The following is a 24,645-nucleotide window of genomic DNA, read 5'->3' as shown; positions in this document are numbered from 1 at the left end:
TCCCCGATCACTTTAAGTGTGGTGGGATGGTATTTGTGTATATGCCACAGCTGCCGACACTCCAGATGTCGGACCGTTTCCGCGAGAACGTCCGACATCTGGAGTGTCGGCCCCCGAAGCGGCCAGGTCCTGGACAGTGCGGCGGCGGTTCCGGGGCGGTTCGCGCGGCGGCTGTGGACGGCCGGCCACGGTGTCGGCGCCGGTGGCTACGCTGGAGGGATGCGTCGATCGAATGGGGTCCCTGAGCCTGTCAAGGGGAGGTATGACGACGTGCCCTACCCCGACGACCCCTATGACGACCTCCCGCCCGAAGAGCTCGACTGGGTGCCACCGGAAGACGGCTGGGAGCCGCCGCTCGACTGGGGCTCGGGTCCGATGACGCCGGCCGCGACAGGCGGACGCGCCCTGGCATCCGGAATCGCGCCGTCGAAGTTCCCGACGCCGATCGAGGCGCTGCGCACGGTCTTCGGGTACGACGCGTTCCGCGGCGATCAGGCCGCGATCGTCGAGCACGTCGTCGGCGGGGGAGACGCCGTCGTGCTCATGCCCACCGGCGGCGGCAAATCGATCACCTATCAGGTGCCGGCGCTCGTGCGCGAGGGCACCGGACTCGTGATCAGCCCGCTCATCGCGCTCATGCACGACCAGGTCGACGCGCTGCGCGCGAACGGGGTGCGGGCGGCGTATCTGAACTCTACGCAGGCGCCTGACGAGCGCCGCGAGGTCGAGCGCGCGTACCTCGCCGGCGAGCTCGATCTGATCTACGTCGCGCCCGAGCGGCTGTCGTCGGCGCAGACCACGCAGCTGCTGCAGCGCGGCACGCTCAGCGTGATCGCCATCGACGAGGCGCACTGCGTGTCGCAGTGGGGTCACGACTTCCGACCCGACTACCTCGCCCTCGGCGACCTCGCCGAGCGGTTCCCCGGAGTGCCGCGCATGGCGCTCACCGCCACCGCGACGCGCGCGACGCACCAGGAGCTCAGCGAGCGCCTCGGTCTCGGCCGGGCCGAGCACTTCGTCGCGAGCTTCGATCGCCCGAACATCCAGTACCGCATCGTGCCCAAGGTCGAGGTGCGGCGGCAGCTCGTCGAGTTCATCAGGTCCCAGCCCGAGGGTGCCGCGGGAATCGTCTACGCCCTCAGCCGCAAGTCGGTCGAGCAGACGGCCGAGCATCTGGCATCCAAGGGATTCGACGCGCTTCCCTACCACGCCGGCCTTCCCGCTGAGGTGCGCGCGGCGAACCAGGCCCGCTTCCTGCGCGAGGACGGAGTCGTCATGGTCGCGACGATCGCCTTCGGCATGGGAATCGACAAGCCGGATGTGCGCTTCGTCGCGCACATCGACCTGCCGAAGTCGGTCGAGGGGTACTACCAGGAGACCGGTCGTGCCGGGCGCGACGGCGAGCCGTCGGTCGCGTGGATGGCGTACGGGCTGGGCGACGTCGTGCAGCAGCGCCGGATGATCGACCAGAGCCCCGGCGATCGCACCTTCAAGATGCGCATGGGGCAGCATCTCGACGCCATGCTCGCGCTGTGCGAGACCGTCGCCTGCCGGCGGCAGAACCTGCTGCGCTACTTCGGACAGGACAGCGACGCGTGCGGCAACTGCGACACCTGCCTCGAGCAGCCCGACACGTTCGACGGACTGATCCCCGCGCAGAAGCTGCTGTCGACCATCGTGCGCCTCAAGCGCGAGCGCAACCAGGCGTTCGGCGCCGGGCACCTGATCGACATCCTGCGCGGAGCCTCGAACGACCGCATCCGCAAGATGCGCCACGAGCAGGTCGCCACCTACGGCATCGGCGCCGATCTGTCCGACCAGGACTGGCGCAGCATCGTGCGTCAGCTGCTGGCGAGGGGCATCCTCGTCGCGCAGGGCGAGTACGGCACCCTCGCGCCAGGGGATGCGGCGGCCGGAGTGCTGCGCGGCGAGACCGCCGTGCCGCTGCGCAGAGACACCATCGGTCGCGTCGGCGGTTCGACTCGTGCGCGCAAGGCGCCGGCATCCGCCTCGCTGGATGCCGGCGATCGCGGCCTCTTCGAGGCGCTGCGCGCCTGGCGCGCGGCGACCGCTCGCGAGCAGGGCGTTCCCGCGTACATCGTGTTCGGCGATGCGACCCTGCGCGCGCTCGCCGAGCATCGGCCGACGACCGTGTCAGGTCTGGGTGGGATCAGCGGCATCGGCGAGAAGAAGCGGGATGCCTACGGCGCCGCCGTGCTCGAGGTGATCGCGGCGCACTGACGCCGCCGTCCTGCGGCCGCGCGGCCGGTGTCGGAGGCGGTGCGCTCACGTCGTGTTGATCTCGCCGGCCAGCAGCACGACCCCCAGCCCCACAAGCAGCAGAGAGAGCGGCAACAGCACCCAGCGGCGTGTGATCGCGGCGGCGACGGTCGTCGTGCTGCACACCAGCGTGATCACCAGAGCTGCCGCGCGTATCGTGTCCGCCGCTTGCTGCTCCATCCCCTGCCCGGTGAGTGCCAGCCGCAGCCCGGAGCTGAACAGCTCGAGGACGATGATCACCCAGCCGACCATGCCCAGCGCGACGGCCGTCCAGCAGATCGAGACGCACGACCGTCTGAGCAGCTGCCGGCGCACCGCGCGCTCGTCTTCCATGCGCACAACGTAGCCGCCGTCACCCTGTGCTGGCGCTCTCCTGGCTCGGAGAGCAGCGTCGTTCGTCATCGTGTTGTGATCTTCTGGACGCGATTCGCGTTCGTATCCTTGTTCGAATGTCGGTGGTCCCTCGCACAATCGACTCATGGCCCTCTTCACCGACATCGACGCTCAGGTGGCGGTTCTGCGCGACCTGTTCGGCGCGGATGCGCAGGTGCAGGAGCTGTCCGCGCGGATGTCGTCGTTCCCGAGCGAGAAGCTGGTCGAGGCGCTGGGCGCGGCGGCGGCGCTGGTGCGCTCGGCGGAGCGGATCGGGATCGTCGGCGCGGGCGTCGTCGCCGCCCGGTCCACGCGCGAGGCGGGGCAGGACGGGTTGGCGCAGTCCCGCGGTCACCGCTCTCCTGCAGCGCTCGTGCAGGAGCTCACCGGAAGCAGTCATGCCGACGCGCAGCGTCAGGTGCGGCTGGGCCAGTCCGTCCTCGACAGCGACGTCCCCGCTGCGGATGCGGATGCAAGTGCCGAGGGTGCCGCGCCGGGGGCTGGCGAGCAGGCCTGCGGCGCCGGTGGTGACCTGCCGCGGATGCCGTGGCATGCGCCGCTGTCGACGGCGTTGCTGGACGGGCGTCTCTCCCCGGCGCAGCAGGATGCGATCCAGCGCGGCCTCAGCCAGCCGACCGACGACTCCGACGACACGCACACCGCCTGGACAGCAGCAGCAGAGCACCTCATCGCCGACGCCGCGCACCGCACCGTCGAAGAACTTCGCATCCAAGCCCGGGCGATCCGCGACCAGCTCGACCCCGAGGGCGCCGAGCGCCGATTCGCGGAGCGATACGAGCGGCGCGCGTTTCAGACCTGGACCGACGGGGACGGGATCCAGCACGGCCGGATCAGGTTCGACGACGACGGTGCCGCGTGGATCCGCACCATCCGCGACGCGGCCCTGCGCCCCAGGCGCGGCGGACCACGGTTCGTGGATTCCGCTGAGGCTCGACACGCGGCCGACCTCACCGCCGACACCCGCACGAACGACCAGCTCGGCTATGACCTGCTCCTCGACCTGCTGCGCGCCGGAGCGCTCGCCGACCCGCACACCGTGTTCGGCACCCGACAAGCCGGGGTGCGCATCGTGCAGATGATCGATCCCACCGGCACCACCGTCTCCGCCCGCACCGAAGATTACGGCCATCCCCTCCCCGCCGCCGCCGTCGACCAGCGTATCTGCGACACCGGCACCCGACAGGTCACCGTCGACACCGCCGGCAACCCGCTCGACGTCGGGCGAGATCACCGCCTGTTCACACCCCCGCAGCGCATCGCCCTCGCCATCCGCGACGGCGGCTGCCGCTGGACCGGCTGCGACCGCCCCGCCTCCTACGGCGAAGCGCACCACATCGACGAATGGGCACGCGATGGCGGCCGCACCGACATCGACCGCGGCATCCTGCTCTGCCGCCACCATCACATGCAGCTGCATCACGGCGGATGGCGCATCACTCGCCACGGCACCGACGACTTCGTCCTGCACCCACCCGGCCGCAGAGCACCCGTTCCTCTCAGGACACGCGCCGCCCTCACCGCCGCGTGGGCCGGCATCGACCCACCACTCCGACGCTTCACACCCGCAATCGCCTGACCACGTGCGACAGAGCGCGGACGCCGCGCTCCGGCCCGGGACCTGTTCATGCGCGCGATGCGCTCACCGCGGCACGCGCATGCGACCCCTCGCCCCGTCCCACTCCGGTGCACCTGACTCACGCGCATCTCCGGACGCCTCACGCGCCTCGCAACGCGAACGCTCAACCGAACCGGGGCGAACCGGGGCGCACCGGGCACACCTGCATCCGGCCGGCGATCCTCAGCCGGCGAACTTCTCCGCGTGCACCTGCACGGTCCTCGCCCCGTGCAGCAGTTTCGACACCGGGCAGCGCGCATGCGCACGGGCCAGCAGATCCGCCGTCTCATCCAGCGTCAGCCCCTCCGCCGACAGATACGTGTCGACGTGGAACTCGTACCCCGGGCCGTCAGACGCGTCATGCAGCTCGACCTCGATACGAACCGCCGTGCGGCGCTCGCGCTTCACCAGCGCCTGCGCCGTCGCGTTCAAGCACGTCGACCACGCCAGCGCCAGCAGCTGCTCGGGGTTCGAGGCATCCGGGTCGGGATCCGGCGCCAGGGGCGACGCGACCGCGACCTCCAAGCCGCCCGTCACGCGGGCCGTGCCCGTTCCATCGTCGCCGTTGATCGCTTCCGTCCGGTACCTGAGGCTCATGGCGCAACTATAATTTGGATCACGTACAGAAAAGGCCGCTCGGCCTGCCTTGGGCCCAGACAACCGGCCCGCCACCACACCACCTGAAAGACACGATGGTCACCGACCTGCCTGCGATCGTGGAGTTCCGCCACGTCACCAAGCGGTTTCGCGCCGCCACCGACGAGCGCCCGGCACTCGACGATGTGACCCTCAGCGTCCGGACCGGCGAGATCTTCGGCATCATCGGCGAGAGCGGCGCGGGCAAATCGACCCTGCTCGAACTCATCAACGGCCTCACCCGCCCGACCGACGGTGACGTGCTCGTCCGCGGCGCCTCGGTCACCGACCTCGACCGAACCAGTCTGCGCGCCCTCCGCCGCGACGTCGGAGTCGTGTTCCAGGGTGTCCACCTGCTCAGCAACAGCACCGTGCGCGACAACGTGCGCCTGCCGCTGCGTATCGCCGAACGCGCGGCGCCGCGGAGCGCGAAACAAGACGCGCCGCCCGCGCCGAAACGCATGACGCCTGCGCGACAGCGCGATGCCGTCGACGAGATCCTCTCGTTCGTCGGCCTCACACACCGCGCCGACCACTTCCCCGCCCAGCTCTCCGGCGGCGAGCGGCAGCGAGTCGGCCTCGCCCGCGCGCTCGTCTCGAAGCCGCCGCTGCTGCTCTGCGACGAACCCACCTCATCCCTCGACGCGTCGACGACCGCCGACGTGCTGCGCGTGCTCGCCGACGCCCGCGACCAGCTCGGCACCACCGTCATCGTCATCACCCACGACCTCGACGTCGTCAAGGCGATCTGCGACCGCGCCGCACTGCTCGAGAACGGCCGCCTGCGCGAACTCTTCGAGATCAACGCTGCAGGACCCCGCTCGCTGCCGAGCTACTACGAGCAGGTCAAGCGGGAGCTGACGGCATGACCTGGCTGACCGACCTGCTCGCCGAATACGGCGCCGACATCGCCGAGTCGATGGCCGAGACCGGATACATGGTGCTCGTCTCGCTGCTCGCCGCGGTGCTCGTCGGCCTGCCGCTCGGCACCATCGTGTACCTCACCGAGCGCGGCGGCATCGCCGAGCACCGCGCCGTCAACACCATCGCGAACCTGTACATCAACATCGTCCGCTCGTTCCCGTTCCTGCTGCTCGTCGTCTTCCTCATCCCGTTCACCCGTGCGGTGATCGGCACGAGCTTCGGAACCCAGGCGGCGACCCTGCCGCTCTGCTTCGTCGCCGTGGCGATCTACGCCCGCCTCACCGAGCAGATCCTGCGCGAGGTCCCCGCCGGCATCTCGAAGGTCGCCGTCGCGTCGGGCGCGACGGTGCCGCAGGCGGTGTTCCGGATGCTGCTGCCCGAGGCGCGCTCGGGACTCGTCTACGCCCTGACATCGGCCGCGATCAGCCTGCTGTCGTACTCGACGGTGCTGGGCGTCGTGGGCGGCGGCGGCATCGGCGACTTCGCGATGCGCTACGGCTACCAGGTCTACAACGACAACCTCATGTACCTCACGATCGTCATCATCATCGTCTGCGTGCTCGCCATCCAGGCCATCGGGCACCGCACCTCGGTGCGGCTCGACCACCGCTGAATCCCGCATCCGGAACCCCATCGAAACGGAAGACACCATGAAGAAGCCCCGCCTCGCCTTCGCCGCCGCCGGTATCGGCCTCGCGCTCGCCGTCACCGCCTGCGCGCCGGCAGCAGATGAGAAGACGGATGCCGGTGCCGGCGAGCCCACCGTCCTCACAGTGGCCGCCGTGCAGGCGCCGATGACCGACGTCGTGAAGGCTGCGGGCGAGGCGATCGACGACGGCTACGAGATCAAGCTCGTCGAGGTCGCCGACTACATCACCGCGAACACGATCCTGAACGGCGGCGACGTGTACGCGAACTTCTCGCAGCACGTGCCCTACATGCAGACGTTCAACGAGGGGAACGACGCGAACCTCGTCGGCGTGCAGCCGGTGTACAACTTCGTCATCGCCTTCTACTCGAAGACGCTCGACGACATCGCCGACCTGCCCGAGGGAGGCAAGGTCGCCATTCCCGACGACCCGTCCAACACCGGCCGCGCGCTCAAGCTGCTCGCTGCGAACGACGTCATCACCCTCGACCCCGAGGTCGACCCGTATGAGGCGACCGTGAAGGACATCACCGAGAACCCGAAGAACCTCGAGTTCGTGCAGGTGCCCATCGCATCGCTGAACGCCGCGTACGAAGAGGCCGACCTCGTCTTCCAGTGGCCCTCGCACATCAAGGCGCTCGGCCTCAACCCCGACGACGACGGCCTGATCACCGAGCTCGACGACCGGTTCGCGCTGAACCTCGTCGTGCAGCAGAAGGACGCCGACTCCGACGCGACCAAGGCCCTCGCGAAGGCGTTCACGAGCGACGCGGTGCGCGAGGTCATCGAGGGCAACGGCACCATCACGACCGCCTGGTGATCCCCGGAGACGGTCGCCGACTGTCGCCAGGTGACAACGGGAGGCGCGGTCGGCGCCGGATGCCCTTGTGCATCCACCACAGTCGACTTCGCCTCTCGTTGTCGGACTCCTACGGTTGAAGGACACCTGCTCCTTTCTGAGAGGAACCGCCATGGTCGACGCAGCCATCCGTCCCACCCCTGCCGCTGACGCCCCCACCGCGGCGCCGGCGCCCCACACGATCGACGTCGATCGAGTGAACGAGCTTCTTCTCGGCACCTGGGCCGAGACCCGCCGCGAGGCCCGCGAGATGATCAAGGACCCGGCCTTCTGGCGCGACGACAGCCTCGCCAAAGACGCGCACCGCGAGCGCGTGCTCTCGCAGCTGCACCTGCTCGTCGAGAACCGTGCCGTGCACCGCGCGTTCCCGAAGCGCTTCGGCGGCGAAGAGAACAACGGTGCCAACATCGCCGGATTCGAAGAGCTCGTCGCGGCCGACCCGAGCCTGCAGATCAAGTCGGGCGTGCAGTGGGGACTGTTCGGCTCGGCGATCCTGCAGCTCGGCACCGAGCAGCACCACGAGAAGTGGCTGCCCGGGGTGATGGACCTGTCGATCCCCGGCGCCTTCGCGATGACCGAGATCGGTCACGGCTCCGACGTCGCCGCGGTGGGCACCACCGCCACGTACGACCCCGAGACCGAGGAGTTCGTGATCAACACGCCGTTCCGCGCGGCGACGAAGGAGTACCTCGGCAACGCCGCCCTGCACGGCATCGCGGCGACGGTGTTCGCGCAGCTGATCACCAACGGCGTCAACCACGGCGTGCACTGCTTCTACGTGCCGCTGCGCGGTGACGACGGCAACGACCTGCCCGGCATCGGCCGCGAGGACGACGGGCTCAAGGGCGGGCTGAACGGCATCGACAACGGCCGCCTCAGCTTCGACCACGTGCGCATCCCGCGCACCAACCTGCTCAACCGCTACGGCGACGTCGCCGCCGACGGCACGTACTCGAGTGAGATCGAGAGCCCCGGACGCCGGTTCTTCACCATGCTCGGCACCCTCGTGCAGGGGCGCGTCTCGCTCGACGGCGCAGCGTCGTGGGCATCCGCCCTCGGTCTGCACATCGCGATCACGTACGCCACCCAGCGCCGCCAGTTCGACGGCGCGAACGGCGAAGAGACCGTGCTGCTCGACTACGGCAAGCACCAGCGCCGGCTGCTGCCGCGCCTCGCCACCACATACGCGCAGATCTTCGCGCACGACGAGTTCCTGCAGAAGTTCGACGGCGTCTTCTCGGGCCGCACCGACACCCCCGAAGACCGCGAAGACCTCGAGACCCTGGCCGCCGCGCTCAAGCCGCTGTCGACCTGGCACGCGCTCGACACCCTGCAGGAGGCACGCGAGGCCTGCGGCGGCGCCGGGTTCATGTTCGAGAACCGTCTGGTCGGCCTGCGCGCCGACCTCGACATCTACGTCACCTTCGAGGGCGACAACAACATCCTGCTGCAGCTGGTCGGCAAGCGTCTGCTCACCGACTTCGCGAAGCAGTTCAAGGGCGCGGATGCCAGGAAGCTCGCGCGCTACGCCGTCGGTCAGACGGCCGGCAAGGTGTTCCACGGTGCGGGGCTGCGCGCCCTCGGCCAGGCCGTAGCCGACTTCGGCCAGGTCGCCCGCTCGGTCGAGCTCGGCCTGCGCGAAGAGCAGCAGCACGAGCTGCTCACCGAGCGCGTGCAGCAGATGGTCGCCGACATCGCCGGGCGCCTGCGCGCCGCGGGCAAGGACAAGGTGCTCGGCGAGAAGCTGTTCAACGAGAACCAGGCCGAGCTGATCGAGGCCGCCCGTGCCCACGGCGAGCTGCTGCAGTGGGAGGCGTTCACCGACGCCATCCGCAGGATCGACGACGCCGGCACTCGGCAGGTGCTCACCTGGCTGCGCGACCTGTTCGGCCTGTCGCTGATCGAGAAGCACCTCGCCTGGCACATCATCAACGGCCGCCTGTCGACGCAGCGCGCCGCCGCGGTGTCGAGCTACATCGACCGCCTCTGCGCGCGCCTGCGTCCGCACGCCCTCGAGCTCGTGCAGGCGTTCGGTTACGAGCCCGAGCACGTGCGCGCCCCGATCGCGAGCGGCGTCGAGCAGCAGCGCCAGGACGAGGCCCGTGCGTACTACGCCGCGCTCGAGGCGTCCGGCGAGGCGCCCGTGTCAGAGAAGGCTCTCAGGCAGAAGAAGCGCTGAGCCAGAAGAAGCGCTGAGCCAGAAGAAGCGCTGAGCGCCTCGCGCGCAGATGTGCGCCTGCCGCGGACGGATTCTCGGATCCTGTCCGCGGCAGGCGTCTTCCTCCGCCGGTAACGTGGCGGCATGGCATCCCTCCTCATCGCGTCCGACGGATGCGCCCGCTGCGCCTGGGTCGGCGACGACGCCGAGTACCGCCGCTACCACGACGAGGAGTGGGGCCACCCGCTGCACGGCGACCGGGCGCTGTTCGAGAAGATGGCGCTGGAGGGGTTCCAGGCCGGGCTCAGCTGGATCACGATCCTGCGCAAGCGCCCGCGGTTCCGCGAGGTGTTCGCCGGGTTCGATCCCGCAGCGGTCGCCGCCTTCGGCCCCGACGACGTCGATCGGCTGATGACGGATGCGGGCATCATCCGCAATCGGGCCAAGATCGAGGCCACGATCTCGAACGCCGCTCTCGTGCGCGACATGGCCGAGGGGGAGCTGGATGCCCTGATGTGGTCGTTCGCGCCGCAGGCATCCCGCCCCCGACCGCGCGACTTCGCCGACGTGCCCGCGGTCACGGCGGAGTCGACGGCGCTCAGCACGGCGCTGCGCGCCCGCGGCTTCCGGTTCGTGGGGCCGACGACGATGTACGCGCTGATGCAGTCATCCGGGATGGTCGACGATCACGTCGAGGGGTGCTGGCGAGCCTGACTCGCCCTCCGTCTCCGCAGCCGGAGCGCGGAGTGACGACCGGATATGATCAACGCCGGGGGGTGTCTTCCTGCGCCTCGCGCCTAGTGAGGGAGGGACTCGTGGCGAAGCGCATCACGTCGCCGCCTCCCACGCTGGCCGGCTACAGCTACGTGCGGCCCCTCGGCTCGGGCGGGTTCGCCGACGTCTTCCTCTACGAGCAGGACATGCCCCGTCGCGTCGCCGCCGTGAAGGTGCTGCTCGCCGACGCCGTGAACCCCGACGTGCTGCGCGCGTTCAACGCCGAAGCCGACATCTCGGCGCGGCTCAGCGCGCATCCGTCGATCGTCACGATCTACCAGGCGTCGATCTCGGCCGACGGACGCCCGTACTTCGCGATGGAGTACTGCCCCGACACGATGAGCGCCCGCTACCGCACGGCGCCGCTGCCCCTGGCGGAAGTGCTCGACACCGGCGTGCGCATCGCCGGCGCGCTCGAGACCGTGCACCGCGCGGGCCTGCTGCATCGCGACATCAAGCCGTCGAACGTGCTGATCAACTCACTCGGCTCTCCGGTGCTCGCCGACTTCGGCATCGCCGCCGCGGTGGTGGATGCCGGTGAGAGTGACGTCTTCGCGATGTCGGTGCCGTGGAGCTCGCCCGAGGTGCTGCAGGAGCGCGTGACCGGTTCGGTGCCGAGCGAGGTGTGGAGCCTCGCGGCGACGCTGTACACGCTGCTCGCCGGGCGCAGCCCGTTCGAGCTGCCCGACCGCGAGTCGAACTCCCGCGACCAGCTGCGCCAGCGCATCATCCGCGCGCGCTACACGCCGATCCCGGGTATGCCGCCGATCATCGATCAGGTCCTCGCCACGGCGATGCATCGCGACCCCGCGCAGCGCTTCCCGACCATGGCTGCCTTCGCCGATCGCCTGCGCTGGGCCCAGTACGAGCTCGGCATCGCCCCGACCGCCTTCGAGGCTGCCTCCGCCGAGTGGGCGGCCGCGGCTCCCGTCAGCTTCGCGGATGCCGGTCACCGCGGACCCGTCATCACCACCGTCGCCCCGGACTCCCGACGCGCCGCGCGCGCCGAGAAGCAGCGCACGAGCCTCCGCGACCGCGACGATCTTCCGGCCCCGACCCGCACGCGCTCGCCGTGGACGGCGGGCGTCATCGGCGCGCTCGTCGGGGCGGCCGCGATCGCGACGATCGGCGTCGTCGTGCTCACCGTGACCGGGATCCTCTGATGGCGATCGGCAGACAGGCGCAGCCGGCTGCGCCCGCACGCTCCCGCGGGCGTCTCATCGCCGGCATCGCCGGGGCCGTCGCCGTGCTGGTCGTCATCGTGCTCGCCGTCACCGCGCAGGGCTACCAGGCGCAAGAGGTCCCCCGCCTGGAGTCGTCGGTGTGGGTGATGCGCGAATCGGGCCAGTACGCACGCGTCAACACCGAGCTCGCCGAGATCGATACGGTCCGGTCGGCGGATTCGCCCGAAGCGGTCTGGCAGAGCGGGCAGTCGGCAGTGCTGTTCAGCCAGGGCGGCCGGCAGCGCTGGGACATCGATCCGGCGAGTCCCGGCGATCTGCTCGCGGATGCCGGAGACGACGGGGCCCCCTCGGCATCCGTCCCCACTCCGACCGGCACCCGCCAGATCGTCTCAGCCGGGTCTTTCGTCGCCTACCGCACCGACACCGGCCAGGTGTCGGTGTCGTCGCTCGATCCCGGAGCGGCGACGGCGCTGGTCGACCCGTTCGCCGAGGTCGAGGTCGAACAGGGGGAGGACCGGCCGACGTACGTCGCCGATGCGATCGGTCTCTCACCTGCCGGCCTGCTCGCGCTGTACTCCGCCGACGAGGGCGCCGTGCGCCTCTTCGACGTCGGCGAGCATCGCTTCATCGGCGCGCAGTCGCCGCTCGCCGCGGCTCCGGACGGCGACGCCGACCTGGCCATCGCGGTCGTCGGCGAGCGCTGGGCGCTGCTGCAGCGCGGTGCCGGCAGACTGTGGATCGCGGGCCGCGACGACGCCGTCGAGCTCGACATCGCCGAAGACGCGGTGCTGCAGGGCGGCGCCGCACGCGGCGACGACGTGCTGATCGCCGACTCGAACGGGCTGGTGTCGGTGACGCTGCGCAGCGGTGAGGTCGAGCGCCTCGCCGACGCCGACGGCGTGCCCGCCGCCCCCGTCGTGGTCGGCTCGACGCGATACGCGGCGTGGGTCGATACGGGTTCGGCGACGCTGTGGTCGGACGGCGGCGTCACCGCGCTGACCGTGCCCGGCGCGGCGCTCGAATCGGCTGACATCCAGCCGGTCTTCCGCGCCAACGGTGATCGCGCGGTGCTCACCGAGCTCGCGACCGGGCTCATCTGGACGGCTCCCGACGGCCGGCTGGTGCCGCTCGAGCAGTGGGATGTCGACGACGAGACGCAGGAGCAGGAGGGCCGGGTCGTCGTCGAGGACGTCGCCGAGCAGCTGCCGCCGAACGCGGTCGACGACACCTTCGGGGTCAGGCCGGGGGAGCAGGTCGTGCTGCCCGTGCTGCTGAACGATCACGATCCGAACCGCAAGGACGTGCTCACGATCGACGCGTCCTCCATCGAGGGCGGACTCGCAGACCCCGCGTTCGGCGAGCTGTCCCTGGTGGGCAACGGTCAGTCGCTCGTGGTCGACGTGCGGGCGACATCCGGCCAGACCACCTTCAGCTACACGGTGACCGACGGCGCGGCGGTGTCGCAGCCGGCGACGGTCACGCTCACCGTCGCCGCAGACGACGCGAACACGGCGCCCGTCTGGTGCGGCGTCGACGGCTGCCGGCAGGACTGGCCGTCTCCCGAGCTGCTGCCCGGGGGCAGCACGATCGTGCCGGTGCCCTCGGGATGGGTCGACCCCGAGGGCGACCCGTTCGTGCTCAGCGACGCGTACGAGGTCGACAGCGCCGATCCCGTCATGGTCGTGCCGACCGCAGACGGGCGCGTCGCGATCCGGCACACCGACCCCAATGAGGCGGATGCCGTGATCCCCGTCACGGTCATCGTCGCCGACTCCCGTGGTGCCGCCACCGAGAAGACACTCGAGGTGCGGGTGAGCAGCAGCCCCGCGATGCAGGCCTCGCCGGTGGCGATCACGGCGCGCATCGGCGAGCCGCAGGTCGTGCGCATCGGCGATCATCTCACCGGGGGATCCGGCTCGTACCGGCTCGTCGACGCGGTGCAGACCGCCGCGACCGCCGAGGGGATGACGGTGGTGCCGAACACGGCATCCGGCGACGTCGAGGTGACCGTCCCCGAAGCGGGCCAGTACGTCGTGACGTACACCGCGCAGGACACGACGACCCAGGCCGAGCAGTCGGCGGTCATCCGGATCACCGCCGTCGACGGTGCCGCGTCGCTGAGCATGGCGCCGGTGACCGCCTTCGTCCGCGAGGGTGAGGACACGACGGTCGACGTGCTGCGCGCCGTGCAGAACACGAGCGGACGCGTGCTGATTCTGGCCGGGGCGGTGAGCTCGACCCCGCAGCTGACGGCGAACGTGGTCGGCAACGAGCGTCTCCGCGTCAGCGGCACGACCCCCGATGGCGAGCCGGGTGTCATCGGCAAGGCCACGGTGACCGTGGCCGACGGGTCGGGGGCCGCGGTCGAGGGGACGGTGACGGTCTTCCTCGCGGCGCCGTCGACCGTCATCCGGCCGATCGTGTTCCCCGACGCCGTCACGGTGCGCGCCGGTACCCTGACGCGGATCGACGTCACCGCGAACGACGTCGCACCGCGCGGAGAGCCGCTGATCGTGCGACCTGACGTCGGCGGATCCGACCAGGAGGGCGAGCTCGTGTTCGCCGACGGCGGTGCGCTGCGCTACCTCGCACCGGCCACCCCCGGCACGTACCGCCTCACCTACGCGGTGTCGCTCGAGCGCCGCCCTGAGCTCTTCGACAGCGGATCGGTGACGGTGACCGTCGTGCCCTCCGGCACCAACCGCGCACCGAATCCGCCGACGCTCACCGGACGCGTGCTGAGCGGGCAGACCGTGTCGCTCACCGTGCCGGCGAACGGCGTGGATCCGGACGGCGACCGCGTGACCCTCGCGAGCGTGGATCAGCCCGATCGCGGCCGGGGGACGGCCACCATCTCCGCCGCCGGTGACGCGATCGTCTATCGCGCCCCTGCCGGCGGGGTGGAGGGCGGGCAGGTGACGTTCCGGTACTCGGTCCGCGACTCGCAGGGCGAGACAGGCTCGGGCCGGATCCGCATCGGCGTGCTCGACGCAAGGGTGACGGATGCCGCGCCCGTCGCGTACAGCGACTACGTCCGCGTCGAGGCGGGCTCGGCGACGCCCGTGGTGCTGCACCCCGCGGCGAACGACTCCGACCCGGGGCAGGGTGAGCTCGAGATCGTCGATCTCGTGCCCAACGCCCCCGCGGTGCCCGGCAACCCGCTGCACGCGCGACTCGACGCGCTCATCGACCCCGCCACGTCGCTCGACGACGGACGGATCGTGCTGCGCGCGGGTGACATCGCGGGCACGAATTCGTACTTCTACACGGTGCGCTCGACCCGCACGGCGAGCACCGCGCAGGGACTCATCGTCGTGTCGGTCACCGACGGCGCCGTCGTCGATCAGCCGGTCGTCTCCGACACGGTGCTCACCGCCCGCGACCGGGCCGAGCTGGCGTCGGGCGGCATCGACGTGCTCGGCGACCGCGTGCAGTGGGCGTCGGGCGACGTGCGGTCGCTGAAGCTGAGCCTGTGGGGCGATGCCCGCGGATACACGGTGAAGGGCAGCCGGATCATCGGCACGGCCCCGCAGGACGGCGATCTCGTGCCGTTCCAGGTCACCGGCACGTCGCCTGCCGGGCGCGACGTCGTCGGGTACGGGTTCCTGCACATCCCCGCGTTCGACGACATGCGCGTGCAGCTGAAGCAGGGTGTGAAGCCGGTGGTGGTCGACGAGGACGCCTCGAAGACCTTCGACGTGCGCGAGCTGCTCGATCTGCCGGCATCCGACGATGTCGACCTCGGCGACGGTCCGTTCCTCACCCAGCGTGCGGCCGCCGGCTGCACCGCCGGTTCCGGCACGACGGCGGTGTACGCGGCGGGACGCGACGCCCCGTGGTCGGACAGCTGCCTCGTCTCGGTGCGCCTCGACGGGCAGCGCGCCTGGTCGTACGTCGACGTGCCGGTGGGCATCCGCCCGTCGGCGCCGCAGCTCGTGCTGTCGTCGATCTCGCACACGGTCGCTCCGGGTGCCACGACCGACATCGACCTGTACACCGGGATGGCCTCGTGGGAGGGCGGACGCGAGGGCGACCGCTCGTCGCTGCAGTACCGGATCGCGTACGCGGGACCGTCCTTCATCGTCACCCAGCAGGGTGCGACGCTGAGCGTCGAGGCGCGAGCGGATGCCCGCTCCGGCGCCGTCGAGCAGGTCGCCGTGACGGTTCCGTCGGACGGCGAGCCGACGGCCGTGCTGCGACTCGTCGTCGGCGCCGCACCCCCCGACGCCCCGCGTGGCGCCACCCTGACGCGTCAGTGCGTGGTCACCAGCGGCGGATGCTCGATCGACGTCGTCGATGTCGCCGGCGAGTACGACCCGTTCGCGGGCAAGCCGGGAGCCGGACTGCAGCTGGTCTCGCTGGGCGCGGGAGCCCGCTGCGATGTCGCCGCGCTCACGGCGGCGAACGGCCGAGCAGTCACCGTCAGCTGGCCGGCCGGCGGGCAGGCGCCCGGCGGGCAGTGCACGGTGCCGTTCACGGTGTCGGATGCTCAGGGTCGAACCGGCGGCGGTACTCTCACGCTCGATCTGCAGGGGTTCCCCCAGCCGCCGGCCAGCCTCACGACGATCGGCTTCGGCCGCTCCAGCGTCGAGCTGGAGGTCGCGCTGGGCGAGGCGGCGCGTGCGCATCCGTCACTGACCGGCGTGACGATCCTGCGCGACGGCGCACCGGCGGGCGCCGCCTGCCGGCCGGCGGGCAGCGCATACCGGTGCACGGTGAACGGCCTGGTGAACGGGGTGCCGCACGCGTTCACGGCAGCGGCGGTCAACGCCGTCGGAACGTCGGCGACCACCTCGGCGCACACCAGCTGGGCGTACCAGGCGCCCGAGATCTCGAACGCCACCGCGACCCCCGTGTACCGGCACGGCAGCAGCGACCGCGGCAAGGGAGTGGTCTCGCTCGCCGTCACCGCGGCGAACGACGCCCGCGCGTTCCGGGTCGCCGAGACCGGTGACGTGATCCAGCGCACCGGGGCCACCACGACCGCCGAGCTGAAGCTGGCTCCCGGAGCGCAGACCATCACGCTCGTGCCGGTCAGCCAGTTCCAGCCGCCCACCGGCGGTGGCAACGAAGGGGCCTCGTACCCCGTCTCGGTCACGGTCGCCGGCGCCCCGTACTTCGATCCCGCTCAGACCCAGGCCACCGCCGTGTCGAACACGGCCGTGAACCTGTCGGGCATCGCGCCGCAGGCCAACGGCAGCGCCGAGCCGCTCGAGGTCGTGTACCTGGCGTGGCGATCGGGCAGGGTGACATGCAGCGCCGACGATTCCGGTGCCCTGCAGGTCTCCGGAGCGGACGTCACCTCGTCGTCGCCGTCGCTGCAGGGCCTCGAGGCGTACCAGGCGTACAACGTGAAGGCCTGCGTGTCGAACGGCTACGGCGTCGCCGAGTCGACCACCGCGCGGGTGTTCACCTTCACCTTCGTCGACGGCCCCGGCGGCGACACCACGTACAAGGTCGGCGAGAACCCCACCCGTCACGGTGATCGGTACTCGTACCCGCTCGCCTCGGCGCCCGCGATCAACGTCGAGCCGGGCTTCGTGGCCCAGTACCAGATGTACGGGTCGTGGCGCAGCGACTTCACGCTGAGCGCGGACGCCTCCCCGGGGCAGGTCCGCGCCCGGGCCTGCCACGCGACCGAGACCGAGCGATGCTCCAACACCGTGAACATCACCGCGACCACGGCGCCCACCATCGTCGAGGTCGACTTCGCACAGTGCCTGCCGGTCGCCGACCCGTCCGCCGCCGTGCGGGTCTCGTCCGCCGCCCGCGGCTCGTACCGGGTGATGTCGGTCGAGCTCGCTGACGCGCCGGGCTCGTTCGACGTGACGCTCTCGTGGAACGCCGCGTACGCGACGCTGTCTCCGATCACCCAGAGGATGACCGGATGCCCGTGACCTTCGGCGGCGCACCCGCCGCCCGCCCCCGTCGAGAGGATGCTGCATGACCATCGCCCCCGAACAGGCCTCCTGGTTCGCCGAGACGTTCTCGCTCCTCTCCGAGAACGTCGAGCAGGCCATCCTCGGCAAGCGGCACGTGATCGAGCTCGTGCTCGCGACCGCGGTGACCGGCGGCCACGTGCTGCTCGAGGACTTCCCCGGCACGGGCAAGACCGCGCTCGCACGCTCCATCGCCCAGACGGTCACGGGCACGAGCACGCGGATCCAGTTCACCCCGGACCTGCTGCCCGGCGACGTGACCGGCATCACGGTGTACGACCAGAAGGCGGGCGAGTTCGAGTTCCACGCCGGTCCCGTGTTCGCCAACATCGTGCTCGCCGACGAGATCAACCGGGCGAGCCCGAAGACCCAGTCGGCTCTGCTCGAGGTGATGGAGGAGGGAACGGTCACGGTCGACGGTGTCAGCCGGGCCGTCGGCTCGCCGTTCGTCGTGCTGGCCACGCAGAACCCGATCGAGCAGGGCGGCACGTACCGACTGCCCGAGGCGCAGCTCGACCGCTTCATGATCAAGACCTCGATCGGCTACCCCGACGACGCGGCCACGATGCGGATCCTGCAGGCGGCCCCCGAGGCGCAGAAGAAGCTCGCGCCGCTGGTCGGCACCGACACTCTGCTGACGATGGGCGAGATCGCCAGGGGCGTGTACGTGAACCCGCTGATCTCCGACTACATCATGCGCATCGTCGATGCGACCCGCCGGGCATCCGAGGTGCGCCTCGGTGTCAGCGTGCGCGGCGCGCTCGCCCTGTCGCGGCTCGTGATGACCTGGGCGGCGAAGAGCGGACGCACGTTCGTCACCCCCGACGACGTCCGCGAGCTGGCTGTGGTGGCGCTCGCCCACCGCCTCGTGCTCGAACCCGAGGCGGAGTTCGACGGGGTCACGGCGGTCGCGGTGATCGGGCAGATCCTGCTCGACGTCGACCCCCCGCGCGAGAACGGCACTGCGTGAGCTTCAGCACCGAATCGCGGATCACGAGGACGGCGGCGCGCACCAGCACGTCGACCCGCACCTCCACGGTCACGCGGTACTCCACCACGACGCAGCGCGGTGCCGTCCGCGGTGCGGTGTCCGGCCTGCGCCGGACCGCGCGCGCCCTGGGGCGGGCAGGCCGCATGGCCACCGCGTGGGTGCAGGAGACGGTGACCGCCGCGGGCGCGCTCGTCGTGTGCGCACTCGTGCTCGGGGTCGCCGCCGGACTGGCCTTCGGATGGGTGGAGGCATGGGCGGTCGCCGCGATCTCGCTCACGCTGCTCGTGCTCTGCATCCCGTTCGTGCTGGGTGCGCACGACTACCGCATCGGACTCGCGCTCGACCGTGACCGCGTGGTGGCCGGCTCCGAGATCGCGGCGACTCTCGATGTGCACAACCACGGCACGCGCCTGTCGCTGCCCGGCGTCGTCGACGTGCCGGTCGGCGACGGGCTGATCGAAGCGCATGTGCCGCTGCTGCGGCCGGGCGCGCAGCACGGGGAAGAGCTGACGATAGCCGCACACCGCCGCGGGGTGATCGACGTCGGCCCGATGACCATCACTCGCGGCGATCCGATCGGACTGCTGCGCCGTGAGCTCAGCTGGCCCGACGTGCAGCGCATCCACGTGCATCCGGTGACCGTCGCCATCCCGAGCACCGCAGCCGGTCTCATCCGCGATCTCGAGGGCACGCCCAGCACCACGCTCGTCGATGCGGACCTCTCGTTCCACGCGGTGCGCGAGTACGTGCTCGGCGACTCCCAGCGCCACGTGCACTGGAAGTCGACGGCCAAGACCGGCCGGCTGATGGTGCGTCAGTATGAGGAGTCGCGCCACGCGCGCATAGCCGTCCTGCTCGACCTCGCCGCCGACTCGTACGACGGCGACGACGAGTTCGAGAACACGGTCAGCGCCGCGGCGTCCCTCGCCCTGCAGGGCGTGTTCGAGGGCCGCGACGTGCTGTTCGCCGTCAGCGGGATCGTGTCCGAGCACGACGCCACGACGACGCAGTCGATCCGGACGCTGTCGACCCTCACCCCGCGCACGCTGCTCGACGGCACGTCGACGCTCGATCTCGCCGACGACGTGATGCGCCTCGAGGCGGTCACCGCGCTGACCGCCCAGGCCTACCCCGACCTGTCGATCGCCTTCCTGCTGACCGGATCGCGGATGCCGACAGACCGGCTTCGTCGCGCCGCCGTGCGGCTGCCCGCGGCGGTCGAGGCGGTGGCGGTGCGCAGCGAGCCCGGCGCGGAGCCGACGCTGCGCAACGCCCGCGAGCTCTCGGTGCTCACTCTCGGCGCGCTGGGCGACCTGCCGAAGATGCTGGCCAGGGGAGCGCTGCGATGAGCGGGACGGATGCCGCCGCGCGGGCACGCCGTCGGCCGCCGGCCTCGCGTGCCCTGACCCTGTGGGCTCTCGCCTACCTGCTCGTCGGCGTGGCGCTGACGACCGCCGCCGCATGGCCGGTCTACGAGTCGCCGCGGGCGATCGTCGTGGCCGCGACGGGTGGGCTGACCGGCATCGCCGTGGGGCTGCTCGTGCACACGCGTCGGCTCGGGCCGGTGCTCGGCACCATCGCGGTGGTCGGCGCCTACCTGGTGCTCGCCGTACCTCTTGCGGTGCCCTCGGGCCTGACCTCCGCTGCGGCGTTCGGTGCGGCGCTGCGTGACGCGGTGCTGGGGGTCGTCGTCGGCTGGAAGCAGATCCTCACCCTCGCGCCGCCGCTCGGTGAGTATCAGGCCGTGCTCGTCCCGCTGCTGGTCGTCAGTCTGTTCGGCGCGTTCCTCGCGAGCCTCCTCGCCCTGCATCCCGGCCGGCGGGCGGCGGCTGCGGTCGTCGTGGTCGCGGCGATGGGCGTGTTCGGCATCGCCTTCGGCCTCTCGGCGCCTAGCCCCACGATGACGCTGGGACCCGTCTCGCTCCCCGCGCCGCGGGAGCTGGCCGTCGGTGTCGCACTCTTCATGGCGTCCCTCGCCTGGCTGGTCGGACGATCCCGGCTGCAGCGTGCTGCCGCTCTGCGCGCCGTCGCCGCTCGCGGCGTCGCTCGCCGCGGCACGCCGCTCTGGCCGACCGTGCGCCGTCGTCTGCTCGCCGGCTCTCTCGTGGTCGTCGCGCTCGCCGCCGGCGCCCTCGTCGCCCCTGCGGCGGCGGTCTGGTCGGACCGCTCGGTGCTGCGCGATGCGGTAGAGCCGATGATCGTCGTGCGCGAGCAGCCGAGCCCGCTCGCCTCGTACCGGTCATGGTTCGCCGGCGATCACCTCGACGCGACCGTGCTGAGCATCGACGGCGACGCGGGCGCGATCGATCGCATCCGGCTGGTGACGCTCGACCGGTACGACGGTCAGGACTTCCACGTCTCACCCGAGGCCCGCTTCAGCCGGCTGCCGCGCACCGACGCGCCGGGGCCGGGCAGGTCCGAGCTGGAGATCACGATCGGCGATGCCTACCGCGGCATCTGGATGCCGGTGCCGGGCGCCCTCGTCGCAGCGCCGAAGTTCGCGGGCGCGCGTGCGGACGCGCTGGCCGACGGCTTCCACATGGACGACGGTGGCGACACGGCCATCACGATCGCCGACGCGCCCGGCGGCGGCAGGGGACTGGCGCCCGGAGATCGCTACACCGTGCTCGCCGAGGCCGCCGCCGGAGATCGTGACGGCTTCTCGGCGGCGCAGGGCGGCGAGTCGCTGCTGGATGCGCAGGCGCACCCCGAGCTCGTCGACTGGGCGCAGCGTCAGGAGCAGCCGCGCACCGGCGCCGGGTATCTCGAGCTGATCGACCGGCTGCGCTCGCGCGGCTACCTCAGCCACGCGCTGCTCGACGACGCGGCTGCCGCCGGGTGGATCACCGACCTGAAGTCGGAGGGGTACTCCTTCGCGGCCAGCTATGCGGGGCACTCCTCGGCTCGCGTCGAGGAGGTGTTCGCCTCGCTGCGCCGGCAGGAGGTGAAGGTCGGCTCGGACGCCTCGCCCGAGATGCTCGTCTCGGCGGTCGGCGACGACGAGCAGTTCGCCGCCGCCGCGGCCCTGCTGGCCAGGTACTGGGGCCTCGAGTCGCGAGTCGTCATCGGTGCGCGCCTGGCCGCCGCCGAGGAGGTGCCCGGCATCGCCCCGTGCACCGATGTCTGCACCGGCGCCAGCATGAGCGCCTGGGTCGAGGTGCGCGCACCGGGAGCCGAGTGGGTCGCCGTCGACGTCACACCGCAGTTCGCGCTGCTGCCCAGCACCATCACCGAAGGCGAGCAGCTTCCCGAGCATCCGACGATCCCCGAGCAGCCCCGCAGCGAGGCTCTCGACCCGCCCCCGGCGCAGAACGACTCGCAAGCCGATGCGGCGCCGCTCGAGCAGAGCGACTCGCCGCTGCTCGGGGGGTTCCTGCCCGTGGTCCGCACGATCGCGATCAGCCTCCTCGCGGTGCTGCTGCTCGCGCTGCCCCTGCTGACCCTGCTCATCGCGAAGGCGATGCGTCGGCGCGCGCGCCGCACCGCCGACGATGCCGAGCTCGGTCTCGTCGGCGCCTGGGAGGAGCTGGTCGACCTCTACGTCGACAACGGCGTGGCGATGCCGGCTGAGGGCACGCGGGTGCAGCGTGCCCGGTCCGCGGGACGGCCGGCGGCCGAAGAGCTCGCCCGACTCGTCGACACCGCCGTCTTCGCACCGCATCCGCCCGCCGACACCGACGCCGCGAGCGCGTGGGCGATCGTCGATCGCGAGCGGTCAGAGATCGAACGGGCCACCGGACGGTGGCAGCGGCTTCGCAGCCGTCTGCGCATGCGGTCGCTGCTCGACCGGATCCGGCCGCGCCGGGGGTCGGCGCTTTCGGTTCGCAGGCCGGTGCTCGATACGCTCACAGTGGCCGGCGCGCGCCGGCAGGAGGAGGACGCATGATTGCGCTCGCAGACCCGCGCTCGTTCGAGACGGCGGCCGGGCCGGGGATGCCGTTGCCGACGATCGTCGTGATCGGCATCGCTCTCGTCGTGGGCCTGGGCTGCTACCTCTGGTACGCGATCGCCCTGTCGAAGCTGTTCGCGCGGCTGGGCGAGGAGGGCTGGAAGGGCTGGATCCCCGTCCTCAACGAGGCGACGATCCTCACGCTCGGCGGCAAGCCCGCCTGGAACGCCGTGCTGCTGTTCATGCCGATCGTGCAGCTGTACGGGCTGTACGTGAAGATCGTCGCGGTGCACCGCATCAACAGGCGATTCGACCGCGGCGCCGGCCTGACCGTGCTGGCCGTGCTGCTCCCCCCGGCCTGGGCCACAGTGCTGGTCGTCGGGCCGCTGCCCTACCCCGAAGGCGATCGGCTGGCCGGAATCCGTCCCGGTCCTCTGCGCAAGCCCGCGGATGCCGGATCCGCTGATTCGCACGGATTCCTGGCGCCGCCGATCCTGCCGCCCGGGTCGGTCGCCCCGCCCGCACCCACCTACAGCGGGGGTGGGGGGACTGCGCCGGGCGTCTCCGGGGCACCCGCTCATGCGGCGTCGTCGGTCGTCCCGCCCCTTGCGCCTCCCCTGGAACCCGCTCCGGCGGCCGGCCCGGCCGGCACAGCTGCCCCGGCCGATCGGCCGTCGGTGCCTGAGCACGTCGGCGGCTCGGCGGCTCTGATCGAGTCGGTTCCGTGGGCGTCCGGACAGCCGACGGTCACGGCACCCGCACCGCCGCCTCCGGCGGCTGCGCCGGGGGCATCCGCGGCGCCTGCCGCTTCGGTCCCGCCTGCTGCTCCAGCACCGGCGCCTGCGGCACCCCTTCCGCCTGCTGCTGCTGCTCCGGCACCGACGTCCGCTCCTGCCGCTCCGGCGGCAGGTTCCGCGCCGTCGTCGGACTTCGCGACGGCCGACACGGTCGACGCGCCGCCGGCGGTGCTGCGCGCCAGAGGCGCCGACTCGCCCTTCGCGCCGCCATCGGATGCATCGGGTCGTTCCCCGGTCACCCGAGCCGACCTGGCCGCGCAGGTCCGCCCGGCACCGACGCCACTGACGGCACCCGCCCCGGCGGCACCAGCCGGCGCCTCCGCTGTCGCAGCAGCAGCAGCAGCAGCAGCAGAAGACGACGACGAGGAGTTCGACGCCACGGTGGTCGTGTCCCGCCGACGCGGGGCTCGGCGCGTGCTCGTGCTCGACGACGGTCGGCGCTTCGCGCTGTCGGCGACGAGCATCGTCATCGGCCGCAACCCGGAAGGACAGCCGGGCGAGCAGCGACTGCCGATCCCCGACCGCACGCGCACGCTGTCGAAGACGCACGCCCGGCTCATCGTGCAGGGCGACGAGTGGCGCCTCACCGACCTGCAGTCGACGAACGGCGTCGTCGTCGTGGCGGACGACGGCGCCGAGACGCTGCTCGACCCCGGTGAGAGCGTGATCGGCGCCGGGCGATTCATCCTCGGCGAGGTCGGCATGCACGTGGCCGTGGAGTCCGCTTCGTGACGACGGGGGTGGTGCTGAACGTCGCCGCGCTCACCGACGTCGGCCTGAAACGGGCCATCAACGAGGACGCGGTGCTGGCGCAGTCGCCGGTGTTCCTCGTGGCCGACGGCATGGGCGGGCACGAGGCCGGCGACCAGGCCAGCGCCGCCGTGGTCGAGGCGTTCGCACCGCTGGCGGGGTCCCCCGTCTCGATGGAGGGGATCGGCGCGGCGCTGGCGCGTGCTAACGAGACGGTGTCGGCGATCTCGGCGCAGCATGCCCGCGGTGCGGGAAGCACCGTGGCGGCGGTCGCGCTGGTCGAGCACGACGGCGCGCCGCACTGGCTGGTGTTCAACGTCGGCGACTCCCGCGTGTACCGGCATCACGGCTCGACCCTCGACCAGCTGACCGTCGACCATTCCCTCGGGCAGGAGCTGGTGGATGCCGGCGAGCTGCGCCCCGAGCATCTCGCGAACTTCTCGAAGCGCAACGTGATCACCCGCGCGGTGGGCGCGGACGACAGCGTCGCCGACAGCTGGCTGGTGCCGGTGGTCGACGGCGAGCGGCTGCTGATCTGCTCCGACGGGCTCACCGGCGAGATCAGCGACGAGAGCATCCGCGCCACCCTGACGATGTGCGGCCGGCCCGAGACGGCCACCGAGGCTCTGGTGCGCCGCGCGAAGGAGGCCGGTGGCCGCGACAACATCTCGGTGATCGTGATCGACGTGGTGGCCGGCGGCGCGGTTGGCGCGTCGGACGGCACGACCGACAGCCACCTGCCGTCTGGTCCGCACACCGAGTCGATGCTCGAGAGCACCACGGTTCCCGTGCGGAGGCGCGGCTGAC

16 protein-coding genes are annotated in these 24,645 nt (G+C 71.5%); 14 read left to right on the top strand and 2 right to left on the bottom strand.

Annotated elements, in window-relative coordinates:
• The first annotated feature begins 219 nt into the window (after positions 1–219).
• Positions 220–2,241, top strand: coding sequence for a DNA helicase RecQ (gene recQ, locus ACWGSM_RS08465; RefSeq protein ID WP_452322478.1), 2,022 nt, complete (start codon positions 220–222; stop codon positions 2,239–2,241).
• A 45-nt stretch (positions 2,242–2,286) separates the two neighbouring features.
• Here recQ and ACWGSM_RS08460 read toward each other — a convergent pair whose 3' ends face one another.
• Positions 2,287–2,613 (bottom strand): hypothetical protein, encoded by a 327-nt coding sequence (locus tag ACWGSM_RS08460; protein WP_452322477.1) that lies wholly within the window; start codon positions 2,611–2,613, stop codon positions 2,287–2,289.
• 145 nt (positions 2,614–2,758) lie between these two features.
• On the opposite strand from ACWGSM_RS08460, the gene ACWGSM_RS08455 reads away from it, so the two are divergent.
• On the top strand, positions 2,759–4,249 hold the full coding sequence (locus ACWGSM_RS08455) for an HNH endonuclease signature motif containing protein (protein ID WP_452322476.1): 1,491 nt from the start codon (positions 2,759–2,761) through the stop codon (positions 4,247–4,249).
• 222 nt (positions 4,250–4,471) lie between these two features.
• Here the strand turns inward: ACWGSM_RS08455 and ACWGSM_RS08450 are convergent, their stop codons facing one another.
• Complete coding sequence (locus ACWGSM_RS08450; RefSeq protein WP_452322475.1) at positions 4,472–4,885, bottom strand: OsmC family protein; 414 nt, start codon at positions 4,883–4,885, stop codon at positions 4,472–4,474.
• Between the two features lie 95 nt (positions 4,886–4,980).
• Here ACWGSM_RS08450 and ACWGSM_RS08445 point away from each other — a divergent pair, with 95 nt between their 5' ends.
• The 12 genes from ACWGSM_RS08445 to ACWGSM_RS08390 all read left to right on the top strand — a co-directional run bounded on the left by ACWGSM_RS08445 (position 4,981) and on the right by ACWGSM_RS08390 (position 24,644).
• The gene (locus ACWGSM_RS08445) at positions 4,981–5,793 is read left to right on the top strand and encodes a methionine ABC transporter ATP-binding protein (RefSeq protein WP_452322474.1); all 813 of its coding nucleotides are present in this window, start codon (positions 4,981–4,983) and stop codon (positions 5,791–5,793) included.
• Positions 5,790–6,461, top strand: coding sequence for a methionine ABC transporter permease (locus ACWGSM_RS08440; RefSeq protein ID WP_452322473.1), 672 nt, complete (start codon positions 5,790–5,792; stop codon positions 6,459–6,461). Before ACWGSM_RS08445 ends, ACWGSM_RS08440 begins: the two co-directional genes overlap by 4 nt.
• A 37-nt stretch (positions 6,462–6,498) precedes the next feature.
• Positions 6,499–7,317 carry a MetQ/NlpA family ABC transporter substrate-binding protein gene (locus tag ACWGSM_RS08435; protein ID WP_452322472.1) on the top strand — a complete coding sequence of 273 codons (819 nt, stop codon included), beginning with the start codon at positions 6,499–6,501 and terminating at the stop codon, positions 7,315–7,317.
• A gap of 151 nt (positions 7,318–7,468) precedes the next feature.
• Positions 7,469–9,535, top strand: a complete 2,067-nt coding sequence (locus tag ACWGSM_RS08430; protein ID WP_452322471.1) for an acyl-CoA dehydrogenase family protein — start codon at positions 7,469–7,471, stop codon at positions 9,533–9,535.
• A 123-nt stretch (positions 9,536–9,658) separates the two neighbouring features.
• Positions 9,659–10,228, top strand: coding sequence for a DNA-3-methyladenine glycosylase I (locus ACWGSM_RS08425; RefSeq protein WP_452322470.1), 570 nt, complete (start codon positions 9,659–9,661; stop codon positions 10,226–10,228).
• Positions 10,229–10,329: 101 nt separating this feature from the next.
• Positions 10,330–11,451: a serine/threonine-protein kinase gene (locus ACWGSM_RS08420; RefSeq protein ID WP_452322469.1), complete on the top strand. Its 1,122-nt coding sequence runs from the start codon at positions 10,330–10,332 to the stop codon at positions 11,449–11,451.
• Positions 11,451–17,369, top strand: a complete 5,919-nt coding sequence (locus ACWGSM_RS08415; protein ID WP_452322468.1) for an Ig-like domain-containing protein — start codon at positions 11,451–11,453, stop codon at positions 17,367–17,369. The genes ACWGSM_RS08420 and ACWGSM_RS08415 overlap by 1 nt, the downstream gene beginning before the upstream one ends.
• A gap of 46 nt (positions 17,370–17,415) precedes the next feature.
• Positions 17,416–18,381 (top strand): AAA family ATPase, encoded by a 966-nt coding sequence (locus ACWGSM_RS08410; RefSeq protein ID WP_452322467.1) that lies wholly within the window; start codon positions 17,416–17,418, stop codon positions 18,379–18,381.
• Positions 18,378–19,751 carry a DUF58 domain-containing protein gene (locus ACWGSM_RS08405; RefSeq protein ID WP_452322466.1) on the top strand — a complete coding sequence of 458 codons (1,374 nt, stop codon included), beginning with the start codon at positions 18,378–18,380 and terminating at the stop codon, positions 19,749–19,751. The genes ACWGSM_RS08410 and ACWGSM_RS08405 overlap by 4 nt, the downstream gene beginning before the upstream one ends.
• Positions 19,748–22,288 carry a transglutaminase domain-containing protein gene (locus ACWGSM_RS08400; protein ID WP_452322465.1) on the top strand — a complete coding sequence of 847 codons (2,541 nt, stop codon included), beginning with the start codon at positions 19,748–19,750 and terminating at the stop codon, positions 22,286–22,288. The genes ACWGSM_RS08405 and ACWGSM_RS08400 overlap by 4 nt, the downstream gene beginning before the upstream one ends.
• The gene (locus ACWGSM_RS08395; protein ID WP_452322464.1) at positions 22,285–23,820 is read left to right on the top strand and encodes a DUF5684 domain-containing protein; all 1,536 of its coding nucleotides are present in this window, start codon (positions 22,285–22,287) and stop codon (positions 23,818–23,820) included. Before ACWGSM_RS08400 ends, ACWGSM_RS08395 begins: the two co-directional genes overlap by 4 nt.
• On the top strand, positions 23,817–24,644 hold the full coding sequence (locus tag ACWGSM_RS08390; protein WP_452322463.1) for a PP2C family protein-serine/threonine phosphatase: 828 nt from the start codon (positions 23,817–23,819) through the stop codon (positions 24,642–24,644). The genes ACWGSM_RS08395 and ACWGSM_RS08390 overlap by 4 nt, the downstream gene beginning before the upstream one ends.
• Position 24,645: the final 1 nt, after the last annotated feature.

This window comes from Microbacterium sp. NPDC055521 (assembly GCF_053619695.1).
The sequence above is the reverse complement of the archived record's forward strand: the minus strand, read 5'-3'. Positions and strand labels throughout refer to the sequence as shown.

Bases quoted from the DNA above. Each gene is read 5' to 3' on its own strand.
- ACWGSM_RS08450 (WP_452322475.1), bottom strand. From the start codon at position 4,885: ATGAGCCTCAGGTACCGGACGGAAGCGATCAACGGCGACGATGGAACG.
- ACWGSM_RS08410 (WP_452322467.1), top strand. From the start codon at position 17,416: ATGACCATCGCCCCCGAACAGGCCTCCTGGTTCGCCGAGACGTTCTCG.
- ACWGSM_RS08460 (WP_452322477.1), bottom strand. From the start codon at position 2,613: ATGGAAGACGAGCGCGCGGTGCGCCGGCAGCTGCTCAGACGGTCGTGC.
- ACWGSM_RS08435 (WP_452322472.1), top strand. From the start codon at position 6,499: ATGAAGAAGCCCCGCCTCGCCTTCGCCGCCGCCGGTATCGGCCTCGCG.
- ACWGSM_RS08440 (WP_452322473.1), top strand. From the start codon at position 5,790: ATGACCTGGCTGACCGACCTGCTCGCCGAATACGGCGCCGACATCGCC.
- ACWGSM_RS08425 (WP_452322470.1), top strand. From the start codon at position 9,659: ATGGCATCCCTCCTCATCGCGTCCGACGGATGCGCCCGCTGCGCCTGG.
- ACWGSM_RS08395 (WP_452322464.1), top strand. From the start codon at position 22,285: ATGATTGCGCTCGCAGACCCGCGCTCGTTCGAGACGGCGGCCGGGCCG.
- ACWGSM_RS08445 (WP_452322474.1), top strand. From the start codon at position 4,981: ATGGTCACCGACCTGCCTGCGATCGTGGAGTTCCGCCACGTCACCAAG.
- ACWGSM_RS08415 (WP_452322468.1), top strand. From the start codon at position 11,451: ATGGCGATCGGCAGACAGGCGCAGCCGGCTGCGCCCGCACGCTCCCGC.
- ACWGSM_RS08455 (WP_452322476.1), top strand. From the start codon at position 2,759: ATGGCCCTCTTCACCGACATCGACGCTCAGGTGGCGGTTCTGCGCGAC.
- recQ (WP_452322478.1), top strand. From the start codon at position 220: ATGCGTCGATCGAATGGGGTCCCTGAGCCTGTCAAGGGGAGGTATGAC.
- ACWGSM_RS08400 (WP_452322465.1), top strand. From the start codon at position 19,748: ATGAGCGGGACGGATGCCGCCGCGCGGGCACGCCGTCGGCCGCCGGCC.
- ACWGSM_RS08430 (WP_452322471.1), top strand. From the start codon at position 7,469: ATGGTCGACGCAGCCATCCGTCCCACCCCTGCCGCTGACGCCCCCACC.